Annotated in this window: 16 protein-coding genes and 1 pseudogene; 12 read left to right on the plus strand and 5 right to left on the minus strand. The window is 48.4% G+C overall.

Annotation, left to right across the window (positions count from 1 at the left end):
• The first annotated feature begins 293 nt into the window (after positions 1-293).
• The 3 genes and pseudogenes from ACR9Y8_RS26140 to ACR9Y8_RS26150 all read left to right on the plus strand — a co-directional run.
• Positions 294-716, plus strand: a complete 423-nt coding sequence (locus ACR9Y8_RS26140) for an outer membrane beta-barrel protein (protein ID WP_481217211.1) — start codon at positions 294-296, stop codon at positions 714-716.
• Between the two features lie 40 nt (positions 717-756).
• A complete protein-coding gene (locus ACR9Y8_RS26145; protein WP_481217212.1) occupies positions 757-1,095 on the plus strand; it encodes an outer membrane beta-barrel protein in 339 nt (112 codons plus the stop codon).
• A 301-nt stretch (positions 1,096-1,396) separates the two neighbouring features.
• Positions 1,397-1,708: pseudogene (locus ACR9Y8_RS26150) on the plus strand (outer membrane beta-barrel protein); the annotation flags it as partial.
• Position 1,709: 1 nt separating this feature from the next.
• Here ACR9Y8_RS26150 and ACR9Y8_RS26155 read toward each other — a convergent pair.
• Positions 1,710-1,958, minus strand: a complete 249-nt coding sequence (locus ACR9Y8_RS26155) for an alpha-L-rhamnosidase C-terminal domain-containing protein (protein WP_481216247.1) — start codon at positions 1,956-1,958, stop codon at positions 1,710-1,712.
• A complete protein-coding gene (locus tag ACR9Y8_RS26160; protein WP_481216248.1) occupies positions 1,876-3,957 on the minus strand; it encodes a family 78 glycoside hydrolase catalytic domain in 2,082 nt (693 codons plus the stop codon). Before ACR9Y8_RS26160 ends, ACR9Y8_RS26155 begins: the two co-directional genes overlap by 83 nt.
• 277 nt (positions 3,958-4,234) lie before the next feature.
• On the opposite strand from ACR9Y8_RS26160, the gene ACR9Y8_RS26165 reads away from it, so the two are divergent.
• A complete protein-coding gene (locus ACR9Y8_RS26165) occupies positions 4,235-5,098 on the plus strand; it encodes a glycosyltransferase family 2 protein (protein WP_481216249.1) in 864 nt (287 codons plus the stop codon).
• Here the strand turns inward: ACR9Y8_RS26165 and ACR9Y8_RS26170 are convergent.
• Positions 5,040-6,137, minus strand: a complete 1,098-nt coding sequence (locus tag ACR9Y8_RS26170; protein WP_481216250.1) for a FecR family protein — start codon at positions 6,135-6,137, stop codon at positions 5,040-5,042. The two genes, ACR9Y8_RS26165 and ACR9Y8_RS26170, sit on opposite strands and share 59 nt — an antisense overlap.
• 614 nt (positions 6,138-6,751) lie before the next feature.
• Between ACR9Y8_RS26170 and ACR9Y8_RS26175 the strand changes: the two genes are divergently transcribed.
• Genes ACR9Y8_RS26175 through xseB form a run of 3 tightly spaced genes read left to right on the plus strand, consistent with a single transcriptional unit; the run spans position 6,752 to position 8,793 of the window.
• Positions 6,752-7,135, plus strand: coding sequence for a LexA family protein (locus tag ACR9Y8_RS26175; RefSeq protein WP_481216251.1), 384 nt, complete (start codon positions 6,752-6,754; stop codon positions 7,133-7,135).
• A 22-nt stretch (positions 7,136-7,157) separates the two neighbouring features.
• The gene (xseA, locus tag ACR9Y8_RS26180) at positions 7,158-8,600 is read left to right on the plus strand and encodes an exodeoxyribonuclease VII large subunit (protein WP_481216252.1); all 1,443 of its coding nucleotides are present in this window, start codon (positions 7,158-7,160) and stop codon (positions 8,598-8,600) included.
• A complete protein-coding gene (gene xseB / locus ACR9Y8_RS26185) occupies positions 8,575-8,793 on the plus strand; it encodes an exodeoxyribonuclease VII small subunit (RefSeq protein ID WP_481216253.1) in 219 nt (72 codons plus the stop codon). The genes xseA and xseB overlap by 26 nt, the downstream gene beginning before the upstream one ends.
• 8 nt (positions 8,794-8,801) lie before the next feature.
• On the opposite strand, the gene ACR9Y8_RS26190 is transcribed toward xseB, so the two are convergent.
• Positions 8,802-9,593, minus strand: a complete 792-nt coding sequence (locus tag ACR9Y8_RS26190) for a hypothetical protein (protein ID WP_481216254.1) — start codon at positions 9,591-9,593, stop codon at positions 8,802-8,804.
• 329 nt (positions 9,594-9,922) lie between these two features.
• The gene (dcd, locus tag ACR9Y8_RS26195) at positions 9,923-10,459 is read right to left on the minus strand and encodes a dCTP deaminase (protein ID WP_481216255.1); all 537 of its coding nucleotides are present in this window, start codon (positions 10,457-10,459) and stop codon (positions 9,923-9,925) included.
• 138 nt (positions 10,460-10,597) lie between these two features.
• On the opposite strand from dcd, the gene ACR9Y8_RS26200 reads away from it, so the two are divergent.
• The 5 genes from ACR9Y8_RS26200 to ACR9Y8_RS26220 all read left to right on the plus strand — a co-directional run bounded on the left by ACR9Y8_RS26200 (position 10,598) and on the right by ACR9Y8_RS26220 (position 16,315).
• On the plus strand, positions 10,598-11,236 hold the full coding sequence (locus ACR9Y8_RS26200; RefSeq protein WP_481216256.1) for a 4'-phosphopantetheinyl transferase family protein: 639 nt from the start codon (positions 10,598-10,600) through the stop codon (positions 11,234-11,236).
• 18 nt (positions 11,237-11,254) lie between these two features.
• Positions 11,255-11,755, plus strand: a complete 501-nt coding sequence (locus ACR9Y8_RS26205) for a shikimate kinase (RefSeq protein WP_481216257.1) — start codon at positions 11,255-11,257, stop codon at positions 11,753-11,755.
• Entirely contained in the window at positions 11,748-12,137 is a 390-nt protein-coding gene (locus ACR9Y8_RS26210) for a DUF423 domain-containing protein (RefSeq protein WP_481216258.1), read from the plus strand. The genes ACR9Y8_RS26205 and ACR9Y8_RS26210 overlap by 8 nt, the downstream gene beginning before the upstream one ends.
• The gene (locus ACR9Y8_RS26215; protein ID WP_481216259.1) at positions 12,137-13,576 is read left to right on the plus strand and encodes an alpha/beta hydrolase family protein; all 1,440 of its coding nucleotides are present in this window, start codon (positions 12,137-12,139) and stop codon (positions 13,574-13,576) included. The genes ACR9Y8_RS26210 and ACR9Y8_RS26215 overlap by 1 nt, the downstream gene beginning before the upstream one ends.
• Before the next feature lie 132 nt (positions 13,577-13,708).
• On the plus strand, positions 13,709-16,315 hold the full coding sequence (locus ACR9Y8_RS26220) for an FtsK/SpoIIIE family DNA translocase (RefSeq protein ID WP_481216260.1): 2,607 nt from the start codon (positions 13,709-13,711) through the stop codon (positions 16,313-16,315).
• Positions 16,316-16,423 lie beyond the last annotated feature (108 nt).

Below are 16,423 nucleotides of genomic sequence, written 5' to 3' on the forward strand. Positions count from 1 at the left end.
CGGGAATATAAATACGACCAGCCGGCAGAATTTGGTCGCCTGATACTACCTGGTATTATAACCGGGATGCCCGCGTCCGTCATAAGAATACGAACCATGCGTTTGATATGTGGGTCGAGTACAAGCCTGACACCATGTATATGGTAAATATATCATCTAATTTTCAGCTTTGCCAGATCCAATAATATACAGGAAAACCAATACACATCGTCTAAACGAATCGAAGCAGTCTGATCAACGGTGGTAATACCCGCCTTTCCAGCGTTGCCACCGCGCCGAATTTTTCTACATCCATTTTTTTAGGCAGGAAATTCAGGAAGCTCGGTAGAGCGCTTAGCCTAAGCCTTTCCATTGCGTATAATAATAATGACGAGGTAGGTTACAATATATCTCAGAACTTATTTGTGGAACCTGATAACAACATTCTCAGGGATACCATCAACCAAAAGAATACGACTGATAACAGAGGTAATGCAATTAGCATATCATTGACCTATTTGGAGCCCCTTTTTAAAGAACATTACCTGGAGCTGGGATATGGCTATTACCGTACTCATAAATTAGCAGATAAATTTACTTTTGATTTTGATGGCCAGAAGAATGCATACGACAAACTCAATGATAGTTTGACAAACAGCTTTAAGAATGCATCGACACTTCAGAGAACGGTACGCGTAATTTTCGTGGGCAAAGGAAGACGTATGACTATAGTATAGGATTGAATATACAGTTTAATGAGTTAGATAATGATAACATATCAAAACAAGACAGAATTTTACAGCATACAGTAAATATTTCTCAACTGCAAGTTTTGGCTATGCCTTTTCAAGGGATAAACGTCTACGCTTCAATTATGCCGGAAATACCCAGCCTCCCGGTGCTAATCAGTTGCAACCTGTGCCCACCAATAACAATCCTCTGTATATTCAAATGGGCAATCCAGCGTTGAAGCCAGCTTTTATCAATAGTTTCAATTTACAGTATAACTCGATTAACCCTGTTACCTTCAGTAACTTTAACATCAATGCAAATGGCGGATTTACTACTAACAAAATTATAGATGCTAATTGGTTTGATTCCCTGGGCAGGCAGTAAGCCAACCGCTGAACGTCAATGGCTCCTTTAATGTTGGAGTGAACATAAGTAAAAGCTTTCCGATAAAACGGCTGCGAACTTCATTGAATACCGGAACAACGGTCGGGTTCAATAGGGAAGTAGGTTATGTTAATGGGATGAAAGGTAATACCGAGAACACTACTTTTACGCAGTATCTGAATTTTCACTATGCCTTTAAGGAGCTGATCCACATTAATACTAATGCCAATATTAACTACAATAGGTTGCGGTACTCCATTCAAAATGGGAGTATACGCACTATCTAAGCTATGCTTTTGCCTTTGATTTGAACATCCTGCTCCCCGCAGGATTCGTCGTGGGCGGCAACCTGGATTACATGATCAACGCTGGCCGGACAGCCGGTTATAACCAGAGTGTAGCCATGCTCAATGCTGTGGTATCCAAAAAGTTATTAAAAGGCCAGCGAGGCTTAGTACGGCTGCAGGGATTTGATCTGCTTAACAGGAATGCCGGTATTAGTAGGAGTGTAGGTCAGAATTTTATAGAAGATACGCGAACAATTGCGCTCCAACGCTTCTTTATGCTCAGTTTTTCATATTTTTTCAAGAACCCGGCCAATAAAAAAGAATAAGTTAACGTACGTTTCCTTCAAATGATGCTTGCCCCCAGGCACTTCCAAATTTTCTCCTTCCCTGGCACATATACTTTTGCAGTAGCACCTTCCGGTACATCTCCACCTTCATAACCACCTTGCCACCTTCCACCTTCCACTCCGACACAATCTTCCCAAACTGACACTCATACCCCGCCTTCACCCAGCTCAATCCTCCACCCACATGTGGCTTGATAATAATTTTTTTTATACCCTGGCTCTGTCGCATCAATCCCCGCCACTACGCTGTACAGCCAATCACCCACCGCCCCATATGCATAATGATTATAAGAAGTAGCCTGCACCGTACTATCCGGCTTAATCGCATCCCATTTCTCCCATATAGTAGTCGCGCCCATTTTTACCGGGTACAGCCAGGAAGGCCAGGTATCCTGGTTGAGCACACTAAAAGCAAGATCCGTATACCCGTTATTGCTCAATACATGTAATAAATAAGGCGTTCCGAGAAAACCCGTGCTCAGATGATTGTTATTAGCCTTGATAAGCCCTGCCAGCCTCTCCGCGGCTTTAGACCGCAAACCATCCGGCAGCATATTAAACTGCAACGCTAGTACATAAGCTGTTTGCGTGTTTGTAACCGCTTTAGCGTCTGCGTCTATATAATGTTGTAAAAACGCCGCCTTTATTCTTTTCAGCAAATCACTATACTGCTTTGCATCATCCGCATTTCCCAATACTTCCGCTGTCTGCACCAGCAACTGAGTTGAATGCGCCCAAAAACATTGGTCAATGTATGGCAACGAAGTTGAATCCCCCGGTGCATACCAATCCCCATACCCATTATTCGTCCACAGGCCATCCTTGCTTGTAGTGGTAATATAATCTACCCACGCCTTCATGCTGCTATACTGTTCGCGTAAAACAGCTGTATCACCATATACCCAATATAGCTGCCATGGAATAATAGTACTGGCATCCCCCCAGCCGGCTACACCTTTGCGCACACCCAGGTGCCTGTACAGGTTAGGAATGATATTAGGCACCGATCCATTACTAAACTGATCCGCTTTCAAATCCTGCAGCCACTTAGCAAAGAAATGATCCACATTGTAATTAAAGCTCGCCGTCCGGCAAAACACCTGCGCATCACCTGTCCAGCCTAATCGCTCACTACGCTGCGGACAATCAGCCGGTATATCGACAAAATTGCTCCGCAAGCTCCATACAATATTTTGCTGCAACCGGTTCAACTGCGGATTAGAACAAGAAAAGCTCCCCGTAACCGGCAGATCCGAATGTAATGGTATCGCTTCAAAATCACCCGTATTCACTTTACATCCTTCTACCTTTACATACCGGAACCCATGCCAGGTAAAATGTGGCTCAAATACTTCCTTTCCCTGGCCATTCAGTATATATACGTCCGTTGCTTTAGCCTCTCTAAGATTGCCCGTATAGAAGTTCCCTGCTTTATCCAGCATCTCCGCATGATATAACTTAACGGTGTCGCCCGCTTTACCGTGTACTTTAAATCGTACCCAACCCGCCATGTTCTGTCCAAAGTCTATTACCTGATCTTCCTGAGGAGTAGTAAACACGCGCGCAGGCTTTAATGCCTGCTGTTTTCTTACCGGCTCACTAACACCAGGAACCAAAGCCGCCGCCGGCTGATCCTTGACACTTACCCCAAACCATTTTTGAATTTTAACCCGCGCATCATATACCTCCCCCCCATAAATATCCGAGTGTAGTATAGGCCCGGTAGCAGACTGCCAGCTGGCATCCGATACTACCTGCTCCCGGCTGCCATCCTCATACACCATATCCAACTGGAAAAGCAGCGCCGCTTCCTTCCCATAATTATCCCTGTTCATAAACCCACCAAAGGCCCCTCTATACCAGCCTTCTCCAATGGTAACCCTTATCTCGTTCACCCCCTTCTTTAACAGCTCCTTTACATCATACACCTGGTACTGCAGCCGCTTATCATAGCTCGTCCATCCCGGGGCAAAATAAGCATCCCCTATGCGCTTGCCATTGGCCTTTGCCTCATAAATGCCCAAGGCAGTAACATAAGCCGTAGCAGACCGTAATTGCTTACTGACCGTAAATTCCTTCCTGAAAACAGGAGCTGGCCGCATCACCGTATCCTCCGTATAACCCACACCGATCCACGCAGCTTTACTGTTCCATATAGGCGATTGTGCATTCGTAATAGTAGCAAACAGGAATATAAAGGCGAACAGGTACCTGGTAAATGAAAGCATTGAGATCATACTTAGTTCAGAAACGTAAAATATCGCATTCTATAAAAATATTTCTGATTTATGGTTAACTTAAAGTTAACCTTCCCCCGAAAAACTATTTTCCTGCATGCGCATTGCAGTGCCATCACCGAACTTTAAACAAGCAAAAGACAAATCCCTCATCGCACGACAGCCCGGAACGGATCATTCAGCCTAGAGTCAACGTTATCACCTATGCAGCACGCCACAATCTCAATCCCTGCCGCATAAGTAGTCCCAACCCTCAAAAACCATTCACATGCTAAACAGCCAGAAAATAGCAGTGGTACTCCCTGCCTATAACGCTGCCAAAACCCTCCAGGTAACTTACAATGAAATCGACAGAACCCTGGTCGACTTTGTCATACTCGTAGACGATGCCAGTAAAGACAACACTGTTGCTGTTGCCAAAGACCTGGGTATCCACTATATCGTCTGCCACGAAAAGAATAAAGGCTACGGCGGTAACCAGAAATCCTGTTATACCAAAGCGCTGGAACTGGGCGCCGATATCATCATCATGCTACACCCCGATTATCAATACACGCCCTCCCTCATCGCTCCCATGGCCTCTATTATCGCCAATGGCGTATACCCCGTGGTGTTAGGCTCCCGCATCTTAGGCATGGGCGCCCTTAAAGGAGGGATGCCGCTGTATAAATACCTCTTCAACCGCCTGCTCACCGTCAGCCAGAATATCCTCATGCGCCAAAAGCTATCCGAGTATCATACCGGCTACCGCGCCTACCATAGCAGCGTGCTACGGTCGATACCCTTCCAGGATAATTCGGACGATTTCATTTTTGACAACGAACTGCTGGCACAAATTTTCTACCGGGGATATGAAATTGCTGAAGTTACCTGTCCCACTAAATATTTTAAAGAAGCATCCTCTATCAATTTCAGGCGCAGTATGATCTATGGATTAGGTGTTTTACGTGTAAGCCTGCAATACTTCCTGCAAAGGTCCACGAACCGCCATAGCAAACTATTTAAGGGAATCATACGCGAAAAGCGTGGCGCGGTCACCAACTGGTTAGCCATCCCGGAAAAGCAGCGGGATCTTATTTCAAATGCACCTTCTTATCCTCATCCCAATACCACTTTATCCGCAGGATCTTAGCCACATTATCCAAAAACACCTCTACTTTATCTTTCTTATACACAGCGCCGTTATATCGCTGCCTGGCGATCTCCGGCCTGTCAAACACGATCTCTACATCATACAGTCGTTCAATGGTCCTGCATACCTCTTCCAATGTCTTCTTATGGAAGTCATACCGGCCATTTACCCAGCCGGGTACACTGTCTTTCATAAAGTTATTCACTATCATCTCCCCGCTGCGCTGATCTTTGTACGCCAGCTGACCCGGTGACAACTGTATCATCTTGTTCTTTTCCATCACCATCACCGCGCCTGTCAGTAAGGTAGTCCGGAACTGGTTGTCATAAGTGCTCACGTTAAAAGAAGTGCCCAGCGCAATGACGTCCGCATGTTTGGTATGCACCACAAAAGGCCGTCCCGGATCCGGCGCCACGTCAAAGTACGCTTCTCCTTCTACTTCCACTTCCCGCTCGGTGGCATTAAAGACAAAAGGAAATTTAAGCTCCGTAGCTGCATTGATGTAAACAGTAGTACTATCCGGTAGTTTAAAGGCGTAGCTAAGCCCGCGGGGTACGGTGAGCGTATTAAGTTCCCTGGCATATCTTTCCTGCAGCCGGATAGCCGGCAGCTTCGCCAGGTGAGGGAAGGCGTCAGAAGGTTGATTACCCAGCTGGATGATACGGTCATCTGCCAGCTGCAGGATGATCGACTTTTTATAGTGCGCCGCGCCAAAGGTAGGCTGTTGTTTATGTAAAAGGTGGTAAAGCGTATCCCCGGCAACCAGCAGCAGGAGAATAGCTGCGGCGGCCAGCCAGTGGGGCAGGGGGCGTTTGAGTCGTTTTTCAGTGGTGTGCCCGTTCTTTTCATCTGCGAATGTGTACAATACATCCTCCCATAAACTGCGGGCCCGTTCATTCACTTTTAGCTGTTGTCTAACATAACGTGCTTCCTGTTTGCTTGCTTCGCCATCATGGTACTTTACCAGTAATTCGATGAACTCGTCAGGATCGAAGTAAACCATATCTGCATGTTTTTTTGGGTACAATGTCTTACTCATGAATTTATAAGGCTTTTAAGCAAATGTCATCGCCTGGAAATTATTCAGCGAGTAAAATAGGTATTACCCTGCCACGGTTACTTTGATCTTTACAGGCGGAACAGTTATCGTGAAATTGTTCATAGTAATCTCAGTTTTTACGATGGTCTTTAAGGCATTCCGGAACGTGGTAATCGGCTTTTTTAGAATATGGGTACACTATAATATCCACGCCCCCCGGCGTTTCCATTTTTGGTTGAACACTGTTATTAAATTACTTAGCTAATGACTCTCAAAGAATGCCCAAAATTAGGGGTAAATTGTCATTCTAACATGCTCATTATCAGAAATTATCCACCACTATAAAAGATGATAAAAAAATGATAAACGATAGTAGTACCTTTCGCATGCAATATCGTTTTTAATATAAAAACGTACTTGTCCATTTTAGCTATTTCCCCAAGTTTCCCGGTTTTTTGTTAAGCAGCTATATTGACTGCAAAAAAGAGTCTTTCTTTTTCGCCCACCTGCCGGATGACAATCAGCACATTACAGATATACCTTCCTTTTGCCTTTGTTAACGGACTTGATTTGCTAAAAATTTTAGTATACATTGCTATAAATTTTGGTACTTTATGGAGACGATAGGAAAGCTGGCTGATACCAGCATGGCAATGCCATACTTCAACAATAACGAGGCGCCCATTGATCTCGCCCGTATCCTTCAACCGCATCCCAACTCTTGCTTTGTGATCCTGATTAAAGGCGACAGTATGCTGGAAGCCAGCATGCCCGATGGATGCCTGGCTATTGTGGACAGCGCTATTAAACCTGCTTCCGGCGCTATCGTAGCAGCCATACTGGATAATGAGTGCACGGTTAAACGCCTGGTAAAAGCAGGCCGTAATTGGGTGCTGCACCCTGAAAATGCCTTTCACAAACCGGTGATGATCACAGATGATATGGACTTCCAGGTGCTGGGTGTAGTCACACACGTCATTGTAGACCTGCGTAAATAGTATTTTGTAACTTTCCGCCCTGATGTCTGCAACACCTTACATAAAGCTGTCTGACCTTACCGCCAGGATCCAGCAGGTAATATCCAATGCATTTGCCAATCAAAGCTATTGGATCGTTGCCGATGTGACCAACTACTCCTTCTACCAGCAAAGGGGCTATCACTATTTTGACCTGGTGGAAAAACAGGACCATGCAGGCGATATCATCGCCAAAGTGTCTGCTGTGGCCTGGGGCGCCGGCGCCAATAAAATAAAAGACTTCGAACGGATCACCGGCCAGCTGTTTAAGAACGACATCAACGTTTTGGTAAAAGTAGCCGTAAACTATCATCACGTATACGGCCTGCAGATCACACTCCTGGATATTGACGCTAATTTCACCATCGGGCTGCTGGAACAACAAAAGCAGGAAACGCTGCACCGGCTGCTGGCAGAGAACCCCGACTTTATTACGAAGGCGGGCGAACGTTACCTTACCAGGAACAACCTGCTGGCCTTAAAACCGGTGCTGCAACAGATTGCAGTGGTAACTTCCAGTAATTCCGCGGGCTACCAGGACTTTAAGCATACGCTGGACAATAACCGTTTCGGCTATCGTTTTGCAGTAGATAACTACTTCACCGTTGTACAGGGTGAAGCCAATGCCGAACAGGTACAGCAACGCTTCATTGACATCTTCAATTCCGGCAAAACATACGATGCCGTGGTGCTGATCAGGGGAGGAGGGGCGCAAACAGATTTCCTGATCTTCGATACCTACCGCCTGGGCAGAACCATCGCCCGCTTTCCCATACCCGTTATTACAGGTATCGGCCACCAGAAGAACGAAACCATCGTTGATATGATGGCGCACACGCCCACTAAAACGCCTACCAAGGCCGCTGAGTTTATCATCGCCCACAACAAGGCATTTGAAGATGAAATGGCCGCTATGCAAAAGCTGATCCTGATCAGGTCACAGCAATTGTTCTCTACCCATTTCCAGGCGCTGGCAGCCATCAATAGCACCATCACCAATACATCCAGGGACCTGCTTTCTGCACACAAAGATTTCCTTGCCTACTATAATCAGAGGGTGATCAACACCGCCAGGGACGTCCTGCTCAGCAAACAACGTGCACTGATCGGTATCTCCGGGCACATGCTCTCGAAACCGCAGATAATGGTAGCGAATAAAAGAAATGAGCTGTCTAACCTTATCACCAATATCAGGTCTTGCAGCAAGAACTATTTTCAGCATAAGCAGACAGGCATCACCCATCATGAAACCATCTTTAAACTGGTGAGCCCTGCAAATATCCTGAAGCGCGGCTTTGCCCTGGTATACCATAACGGTCATATCACCACGAAGCCCGAGAACATCGGCCCAGGCAGTGATATCAAGGTACTGCTGTCTGATACCGAATTGAATGCAACCGTAACAGCAAAAAACAAAAGCAATGGAACAAAAGGACTTGACATATGAAGCCGCTTACGAAGAGCTGAAAACAATCGCAGAAGAGATCGAAAATGAATCTGTTCCGGTAGATATCCTGGCCGAGAAAGTTAAAAGAGCCTCCCTGCTGATAGAATTCTGTCAGCAAAAGCTTCGGTCTACAGAAGCAGAGGTGAACAAGATCATTAAACAGATGGAGAAGAACGCTTCTTCCGGGAAGTAGCGGATAGCCTAGCCTACCGCCAGTATGCAGGCCGAACCGGCGTACTTTACTGGTTCTATTACCCCGTAAGGACCGGGCACCCCCATTTCTATGCCGATGGCAAATACCAGGGTCTGGGAATCTTTAATGGTACCATCCAGATCCAGCTTCAGCTCCACGGTTTGCGGCTGAAAAGGTTCCGCTGCCACATGCCAGGCCGTAATCATGCTGCTGCGCACTTGTCCGCCGATATAGCCGGTATAATCTCCCTTCTCGTAAATAATATCATCCACCACTCCCAGTGTCAGGATAAAACGGTATAGCGGCTGCTTCCAGGGCAGGTGCAGATTGATACCCTGTAACAGCCTGGGTAGCTCAATGATCGCCGTTTTCGTTTTCCGTTTAATGGTACAGTTTACCGGACCGGTAATGATGCCCTGGAAAGGGTGCTTTTTATGCAGCCTGAAACCGGCCAGCATATAATGGTGCTGCGACAGGAAAATGCTGCGCTCACCCCTGTTTCCCGAAGGATCCAGCTGCTGGATCTTCTTACAGATGCTGGTTAGCGATGATGTAAAATTATGATCAGACAGCTGCCAGACCTCCGCGAACGAATGCCTGATAGCACTAACGGCCTGGCCTACGCCAGGAAATTCTGCCATGTTCTCCCGGGTGCGCTCAAAGCTTGTGGCCGTCATCAACTGTTTCTTGGTAGGCCCCGCTTTTTTACGGAGGATGATCTTGTTCGATCCTTTCATTCTGTAGGCCGACAGTTTACCAATACTGCCGGTAAACTCGATGCCTTCTTCAAGAGTTGCCATAAGATAGGATTTTGTTGCATGAATTAACAGCCGAAACCCCCGGAAGGTTCTACGGAAACCGATATTTTTCTGGTATGATCGCAGTAGTTGAAAGGTAGATGAGCGGTACCTTTAAAAGATACCGAACATATACCGGTCAGATACCGGTCAAATACCGGTCATATACCGGACATCCAGCAGTTAGACAGGTACCAGAGCGCCTTTCGGGGCACCCCGATCATATACTATCCGGCTGCTATATGTGCATGAGATTTCGCTGGCAGATGCTACAGGAAACCTGTGCCTGGCCAGTTTCGACAGGAAAGGATAATAAAAATTCGCAGGTTACATTAAAACTCGTTCCGCCACATCATGCTCTCGACGGGCTTCACTGTGCGGTTGTTGTACTTGGCATTGCCTTTCTTGTTATAGAAGGTGGCTACTTCTCCTTCCACCACAAAATAGATCAACTGACCAATCGGCATACCAGCGTAGATTCTTACCGGTTGTGCGCAGGAGATCTCCAGGGTCCAGGTGTTGCAAAATCCTACGTCGCCTTTACCGGCGGTAGCGTGGATGTCTATGCCGAGGCGGCCGGTGCTGCTCTTGCCTTCCAGGAAAGGCACATGGGCATGTGTTTCTGTATACTCTTGTGTTACGCCCAGGTAGAGGGTGCCGGGCTGCAGTACATATCCCTCTTCAGGGATCTCGAAATGTTCGATCTCGTTATGTTTACGCGCATCCAGTACCCGGTCTTTGTACGTCGCCAGGTATTTGCCCAGGTGCACGTCGTAAGAATTGGTGCCAAGGTATTTCCGGTCGTAGGGGGAGATGACGATGGTCCCTTTTTCAATTTCTTCCAGGATGCGGGTATCAGATAAGATCATAAACAAGTCGTTAGTGGTTAGTCGTCAGTCGTTAGTCTTAGCAGCTGGCCGTTAGTAAATACGAATTTTACTTCGCATAGATCACTAACGACTGACGACTAACGACTAACAAGTATTTTTGTATTAATTTGGCAAGATATGCCATTAATACGTACGATACAAATGGATCAGGGCACCCGCCTGGGAGTGTGGAAAATTGGTGAACAAGAGAATGAAAGCTTCTTCCGGTCGCGCGTCAATATCTCGCCCGAAATACACCACCCGCATAAACGTCTGCAGCATTTTGCAGGCCGCTACCTTTTGCTGGAGCTTTTCCCCGAATTCCCGATACAGGATATCCGCGTAATGAGCAGCCGCAAACCCGTTCTGCAATATAACAGCTTCCACTTCTCCATCTCCCATTGCCGGGATTATGTGGCAGCCATTGTGAGTAAAAAGTGCTCGGTTGGCATCGATATTGAAGCCATGCAACCTAAAATAGAGAAGGTAGCCCATAAGTTCCTGGGGCCGGAAGAACAGGCTTTTATGGACCCCCTTCAGCCCCTGGCGCACAAAACCGTGTGCTGGAGCGCCAAGGAGGCCGTTTACAAGTGGTACGGCCTCGGAAGCATTGATTTTAAAGAAAATATACAGCTGGAACCCTTCCTTTTTCAACCGGCCGGTTTTATATCCTGTAATTTTAACAGGTTGGATACAATTGCACGGTTATATTTGCAATATTATATAATAGAAGGTGAGGAAGGCATGTGCCTGGCATGGACCACTACTATCAACTGAACAAAAACAACTGAGAACTTGAAAATCTTCTTAATCGGCTTCATGGGAGCCGGCAAAACATACTGGGGAAAGCAGCTGGCCGAGCACTGGAATTTACCCTATTACGACCTGGACGAAGTGATCGTGGCCGAGGAAGAAATGGCAGTGAGCGATATCTTCGCTACCAAAGGGGAAGATTACTTCCGCGAAAGGGAAAGCGCCATCCTGCGCGGACTGGTCAAACAAGACAATTTCCTGATCTCCTGCGGCGGCGGCACCCCCTGCTTCCAGGATAATATGGACTTCATGAATGAAAACGGCATTACCATCTGGCTGAACCCTTCCGTGGCCATTATGGTGGAACGCCTGCAGCGCAAAAAGTACAAGCGCCCGCTCATACAAGACCTTGCCGATGAAGACCTGACCGCCTTTATCGAAAAGAAACTGGCGGAACGCCTGCCCTTTTACCAGCAGTCACAGCATATCATCGAATCGGATCATATTTCCTTGGATACATTTGAAATTGTAAAGAATGCATAAGGGTTTTTTAGTATGGGCAGCCGCACTGGGCGCGCTGGCGGTTATCTTAGGTGCATTTGGCGCACATAAGCTGAAAGAGCTGGTGCCCCCCGAAACCGTTGGTACTTTCCAAACCGGTGTTACCTACCAGTTCTATCACGTATTCGCCCTCCTCGCAGCAGGAATTCTATATGCTTATATACCCGGATCTCAACTATTATGGGCGGGCAGGTGTTTCATCATCGGCATCCTGCTCTTCTCGGGCTCGCTCTACCTGTTAACGGCGCTCAAAATGACCAACAACGTAGGGCTCCGCGGAATAGGCATCATTACCCCCATCGGCGGGCTTGTTTTTATAGTGGGATGGATCAACCTCTTATTGGGAGTACTAAAGCTTAAGTAATGATCAAAGTTAAATATCTGCTGGCTATGCTCCTGGGCATAAGCCAGGTGGGAACGCTTTGCGCACAGGAAACCCACGACATTTCCGGTACCTGGTACGGCATCTTCAGCAACTATATGGGCGAAAAACAACGCCTGCTCATCGTGCTGGAGAAAAATAAGCACGGCTATAAAGGCCGGCTGGAAAGCCCTGACAAAACCAATGTGGCCCTGCCCATGGATAGTGTAGACTATACCGCCGGCGTGCTTCGCTTCCGTGTGAACCAGATCGGGGTGGGCTATAAAGGCGGCTGGGATTTTGCCAACCACCGCTTTAACGGTTTCCTGCAGCAAAGCGGCAACCAGTTCCCGCTCAATATTTCCCAGAACGAGATCCGCAAAGAAGAGCTGTACCGCCGTCCGCAAGACCCACAACCGCCCTACGGCTACCGCCAGGAAGAGGTAATCTTCAGCGGCCAGGATGCAGATATTGCCCTGGCAGGCGCTTTTTCCCGCCCGGCAGACAGTGCCAACCGCTACCCGGCCGTGATCCTGGTAAGTGATGCGGGCCCCCAGGACCGGAACGAGGAAATGGTAGGCCACCAGCCCTTCGCCGTGATAGCAGACCATCTTACAAAGAACGGGCTGGCCGTATTAAGATATGATGACCGCGGCGCGGGCCGCAGCACCGGCGACTATAACAGCGCTACCCTGGAAGACCAGGCAGCTGACCTCCGGGCCGCCATTGCGTACCTGCGTACGCGTAAGGACGTTGATACACAGCATATTGGCCTCATCGGTCATGGCGAAGGCGCCGCCCTTGCCATGATGGCCGCCGCAGGCAACCAGGAAGTAGCTTTTGTGGTATCTATGGCAGGTCCCGGCCTCTCCGGCCGCCAGCAGCAGGAAGCCCAGCTGGCGCAGGTGCTGCAGCAGCTGAAATCCCTGAAAGGGCCTAACCCGGATTCCGTTTCCCGCGAGATCATGCAGCATGCGCAGCCCTGGTTCGATCTCCTGGCTACAGAAACAGACAGCGCCGTCATACGGGCCAAAGGAACGGGCTACCTCAAAGATCTTTACCGCCGTATGCCCAATATGTACGTTTTTGCCAGCGAAGAGCGCTTTGTAGAAGCCTCCCTGGCCCGTAATACGCCGCATACCCTTTCAGCCGTGCGCTTTGCCCCGGCGGATTACCTGGCAAAGATCAGCTGCCCCGTCCTGGCCGTGAACGGCAGCATGGACCTCCAGGTGGAGGCGGGCAGCAACCTGCAGCTGATCCAGGACGGTCTGCTTAAAGGTGGCAACCAGCAGGTAACTACCCGCAATTTCGAGGGCCTGAACCACCTCTTCCAGCGCTGTAATACCTGCCGGGTGGAAGAATATAGTTCGCTTGACCAGACAATAGATCCGGTGGCTTTGGAGTTTATTACAAAATGGATATTGGGCGTGAGTACTTTATAAAAAGTCGTTAGTCGTTAGTTATTAGTCGTTAGTGATTAATGTGAAGATTATATTCGCAGCATTTACTAACGACTAATGACTTACGACTATCGGCTAACCAAAACTTTCCTATTTTTGGCCCTGAATTAATCTATGTCGAAGAATAAATTAAAATCAGAAAAACCGGACACTAAGAAGCCACACAGTAATGATACCGATGCAAACGTGTTGAAAAAGGACAAAGAAGCCGAAGTAAAGGTAAAAGAACTGGTCAGGGACGAGCGTACGCATAAGGTGTTGGGGATGATATGCCTGCTGCTGTCAGTTTACTTCTTCATTGCTTTTACCTCCTACCTGTTCACCTGGCAGGAAGACCAGGATAAGGTATTCCGGTATTCAGGCCGCATCCTGTTCAATACCGATGTAAAGGTGGACAACCTGCTGGGCCGGTTGGGCGCCTTTGTTTCCCATTGGTTCTTCTACAGCGGTTTCGGGATCGCATCCTACTTCTTTTGTTACCTCTGCTTTATACTGGGCATTAACTTTATTGTAGGCCGCCGGGTATTCCGCATCTGGCGCAATATCAAGCATATTTTATTCGGCTTGCTGTTCATCAGCGCCACGATGTCTTTTATCGCCATCCGCGACGGCTTTGCCTGGGGAGGCGCCCTGGGCGACGCCATTGTTAAATGGACCAGCGGCTTTATCGGTACAACAGGCACCGCCCTGTTGCTGCTGGTGACGGGCCTGTCCTGGCTGATATGGAAGTTCAATTTCGACTTTAAATTGCCCGAGCGTAAGCCGCGCCCGCCCAAACCAGTTCCGGAACCGGCGCCTGTGGTAGCCGCGCCTGTTGAAAAACCGGCCACCGGGAAACGTAAGAACGGCCTGAAAAATAACGATAGCGGGGTAGTAGTGATTCCCCCGGCGGCCACCGCAGCCGAAGAGGAGGATATGCAGCTGGTAGAGCGCGACGAAACGCCCGGTGTTACTTTTATACCCCCGGCAGCAATGAACCCGCCCTTTGCAGCAGAAGCAGCAGAACTGGAAGAGGAAGAAGCCGGGCCCGAAGAGGCGGAAGACGAAGCAGAAGTGGAACCCCTCCTGTACATAGAGGAAACGATCGAAGCCGCCACGAAGAAAAAGCGTAACCAGCCACCCGAAGAAGTGGCGTTTGAAATAAAGAGCATGCCGGAGGAAGAGCCGGAAGAGATCGAGGAAGATATTCAGCTGGTAAGGGAACCTGTCCATACGGATCCTTACGATCCCATGCTGGACCTGCGGGATTACCAGTATCCCGGCCTCGACCTCCTGGATACCCATAATACCGAGAAGATCGTACAGGATGCCGCAGAGCTGGACAAGAACAAGAACCAGATCATTGACACGCTCAAGAATTACGATATCTCCATACAGAAGATCAGCGCTACCGTAGGACCTACCGTTACCTTATACGAAATTGTGCCTGCCGCCGGTGTGAGGATCTCCCGTATCAAGAACCTGGAAGATGATATTGCCCTGAGCTTGTCGGCCCTCGGTATTCGTATCATTGCGCCCATCCCAGGCAAAGGCACCATCGGTATAGAAGTACCGAATGTGAAGAAGAGCATCGTTTCACTGAAGGCCCTGCTGGCATCTGAAAAGTTCCAGCATAATAATATGGACCTGCCCATTGCCATCGGTAAGAAGATCGATAATGAGAACTTCATTGCCGACCTGGCAAAGATGCCTCACCTCCTGATGGCAGGTGCTACCGGTCAGGGTAAATCAGTGGGTATCAACACCTTGCTGGTGTCCCTGCTGTACAAGAAACATCCTTCCCAGCTCAAATTTGTGCTGGTAGACCCGAAAAAAGTGGAGCTGAGCCTCTATAAGCTCATAGAGAAACATTTCCTGGCAAAGCTGCCCGGGGAGGAAGACGCCATCATCACCGATACCAAGAAGGTGATCCATACCCTCAATGCGCTGTGTATTGAGATGGATGTGCGCTACGACCTCCTGAAGGAAGCCGGCACCCGTAATATCCGCGAGTACAACGCCAAGTTCATCCAGCGTAGGCTCAACCCGCAGAAGGGTCACCGCTACCTGCCCTTTATTGTGCTGGTGATAGACGAGTTTGCCGACCTGATCATGACCGCGGGCAAGGAGGTGGAAATGCCGATCGCGCGCCTGGCCCAGCTGGCCCGTGCCGTGGGGATCCACCTGATCATCGCTACGCAGCGTCCTTCTGTAAATATCATCACCGGTACCATCAAGGCCAACTTCCCGGCCCGTATCGCCTTTAAAGTATCGTCCAAAATAGACTCCCGCACCATTCTCGACATCGGCGGCGCCGAACAGCTAATAGGGCAGGGGGATATGCTGGTGTCCTTCAACGGTGAGCTGGTGCGCCTGCAATGCGCATTCGTGGATACGCCCGAAGTGGAAAAAGTGGCAGAATTCATTGGCGGTCAGCGCGGTTACCCGGAAGCCTTCCTGTTGCCGGAATATGTGGATGAAAAAGAGCTGGAAGGCAAGGAGATCAGCCTGCAGGACCGTGATCCTTTGTTCGAGGAAGCTGCCCGCGTGATCGTACAGAACCAGCAAGGCTCTACCTCGCTGCTGCAGCGCCGTATGAAGCTGGGATACAACCGGGCAGGCCGTTTAATGGACCAGCTGGAAGCTGCTGGTATCGTAGGGCCTAACATGGGTAGTAAGGCCCGTGATGTCATGGTGAAAACTGAATCTGATCTGGAAGAAATTCTTAATGATTTGTTATAAAATAAGCTACTAGCTTTTAGCTATTAGCCATGAGCCACAATTTGCACGCTTATTGCTTGTAATTCTCTAACATTTGCTAACAGCTAAAAGCTAATAGCCAATAGCTTT

Source organism: Chitinophaga sp. SVR4-12A, assembly GCF_056754765.1.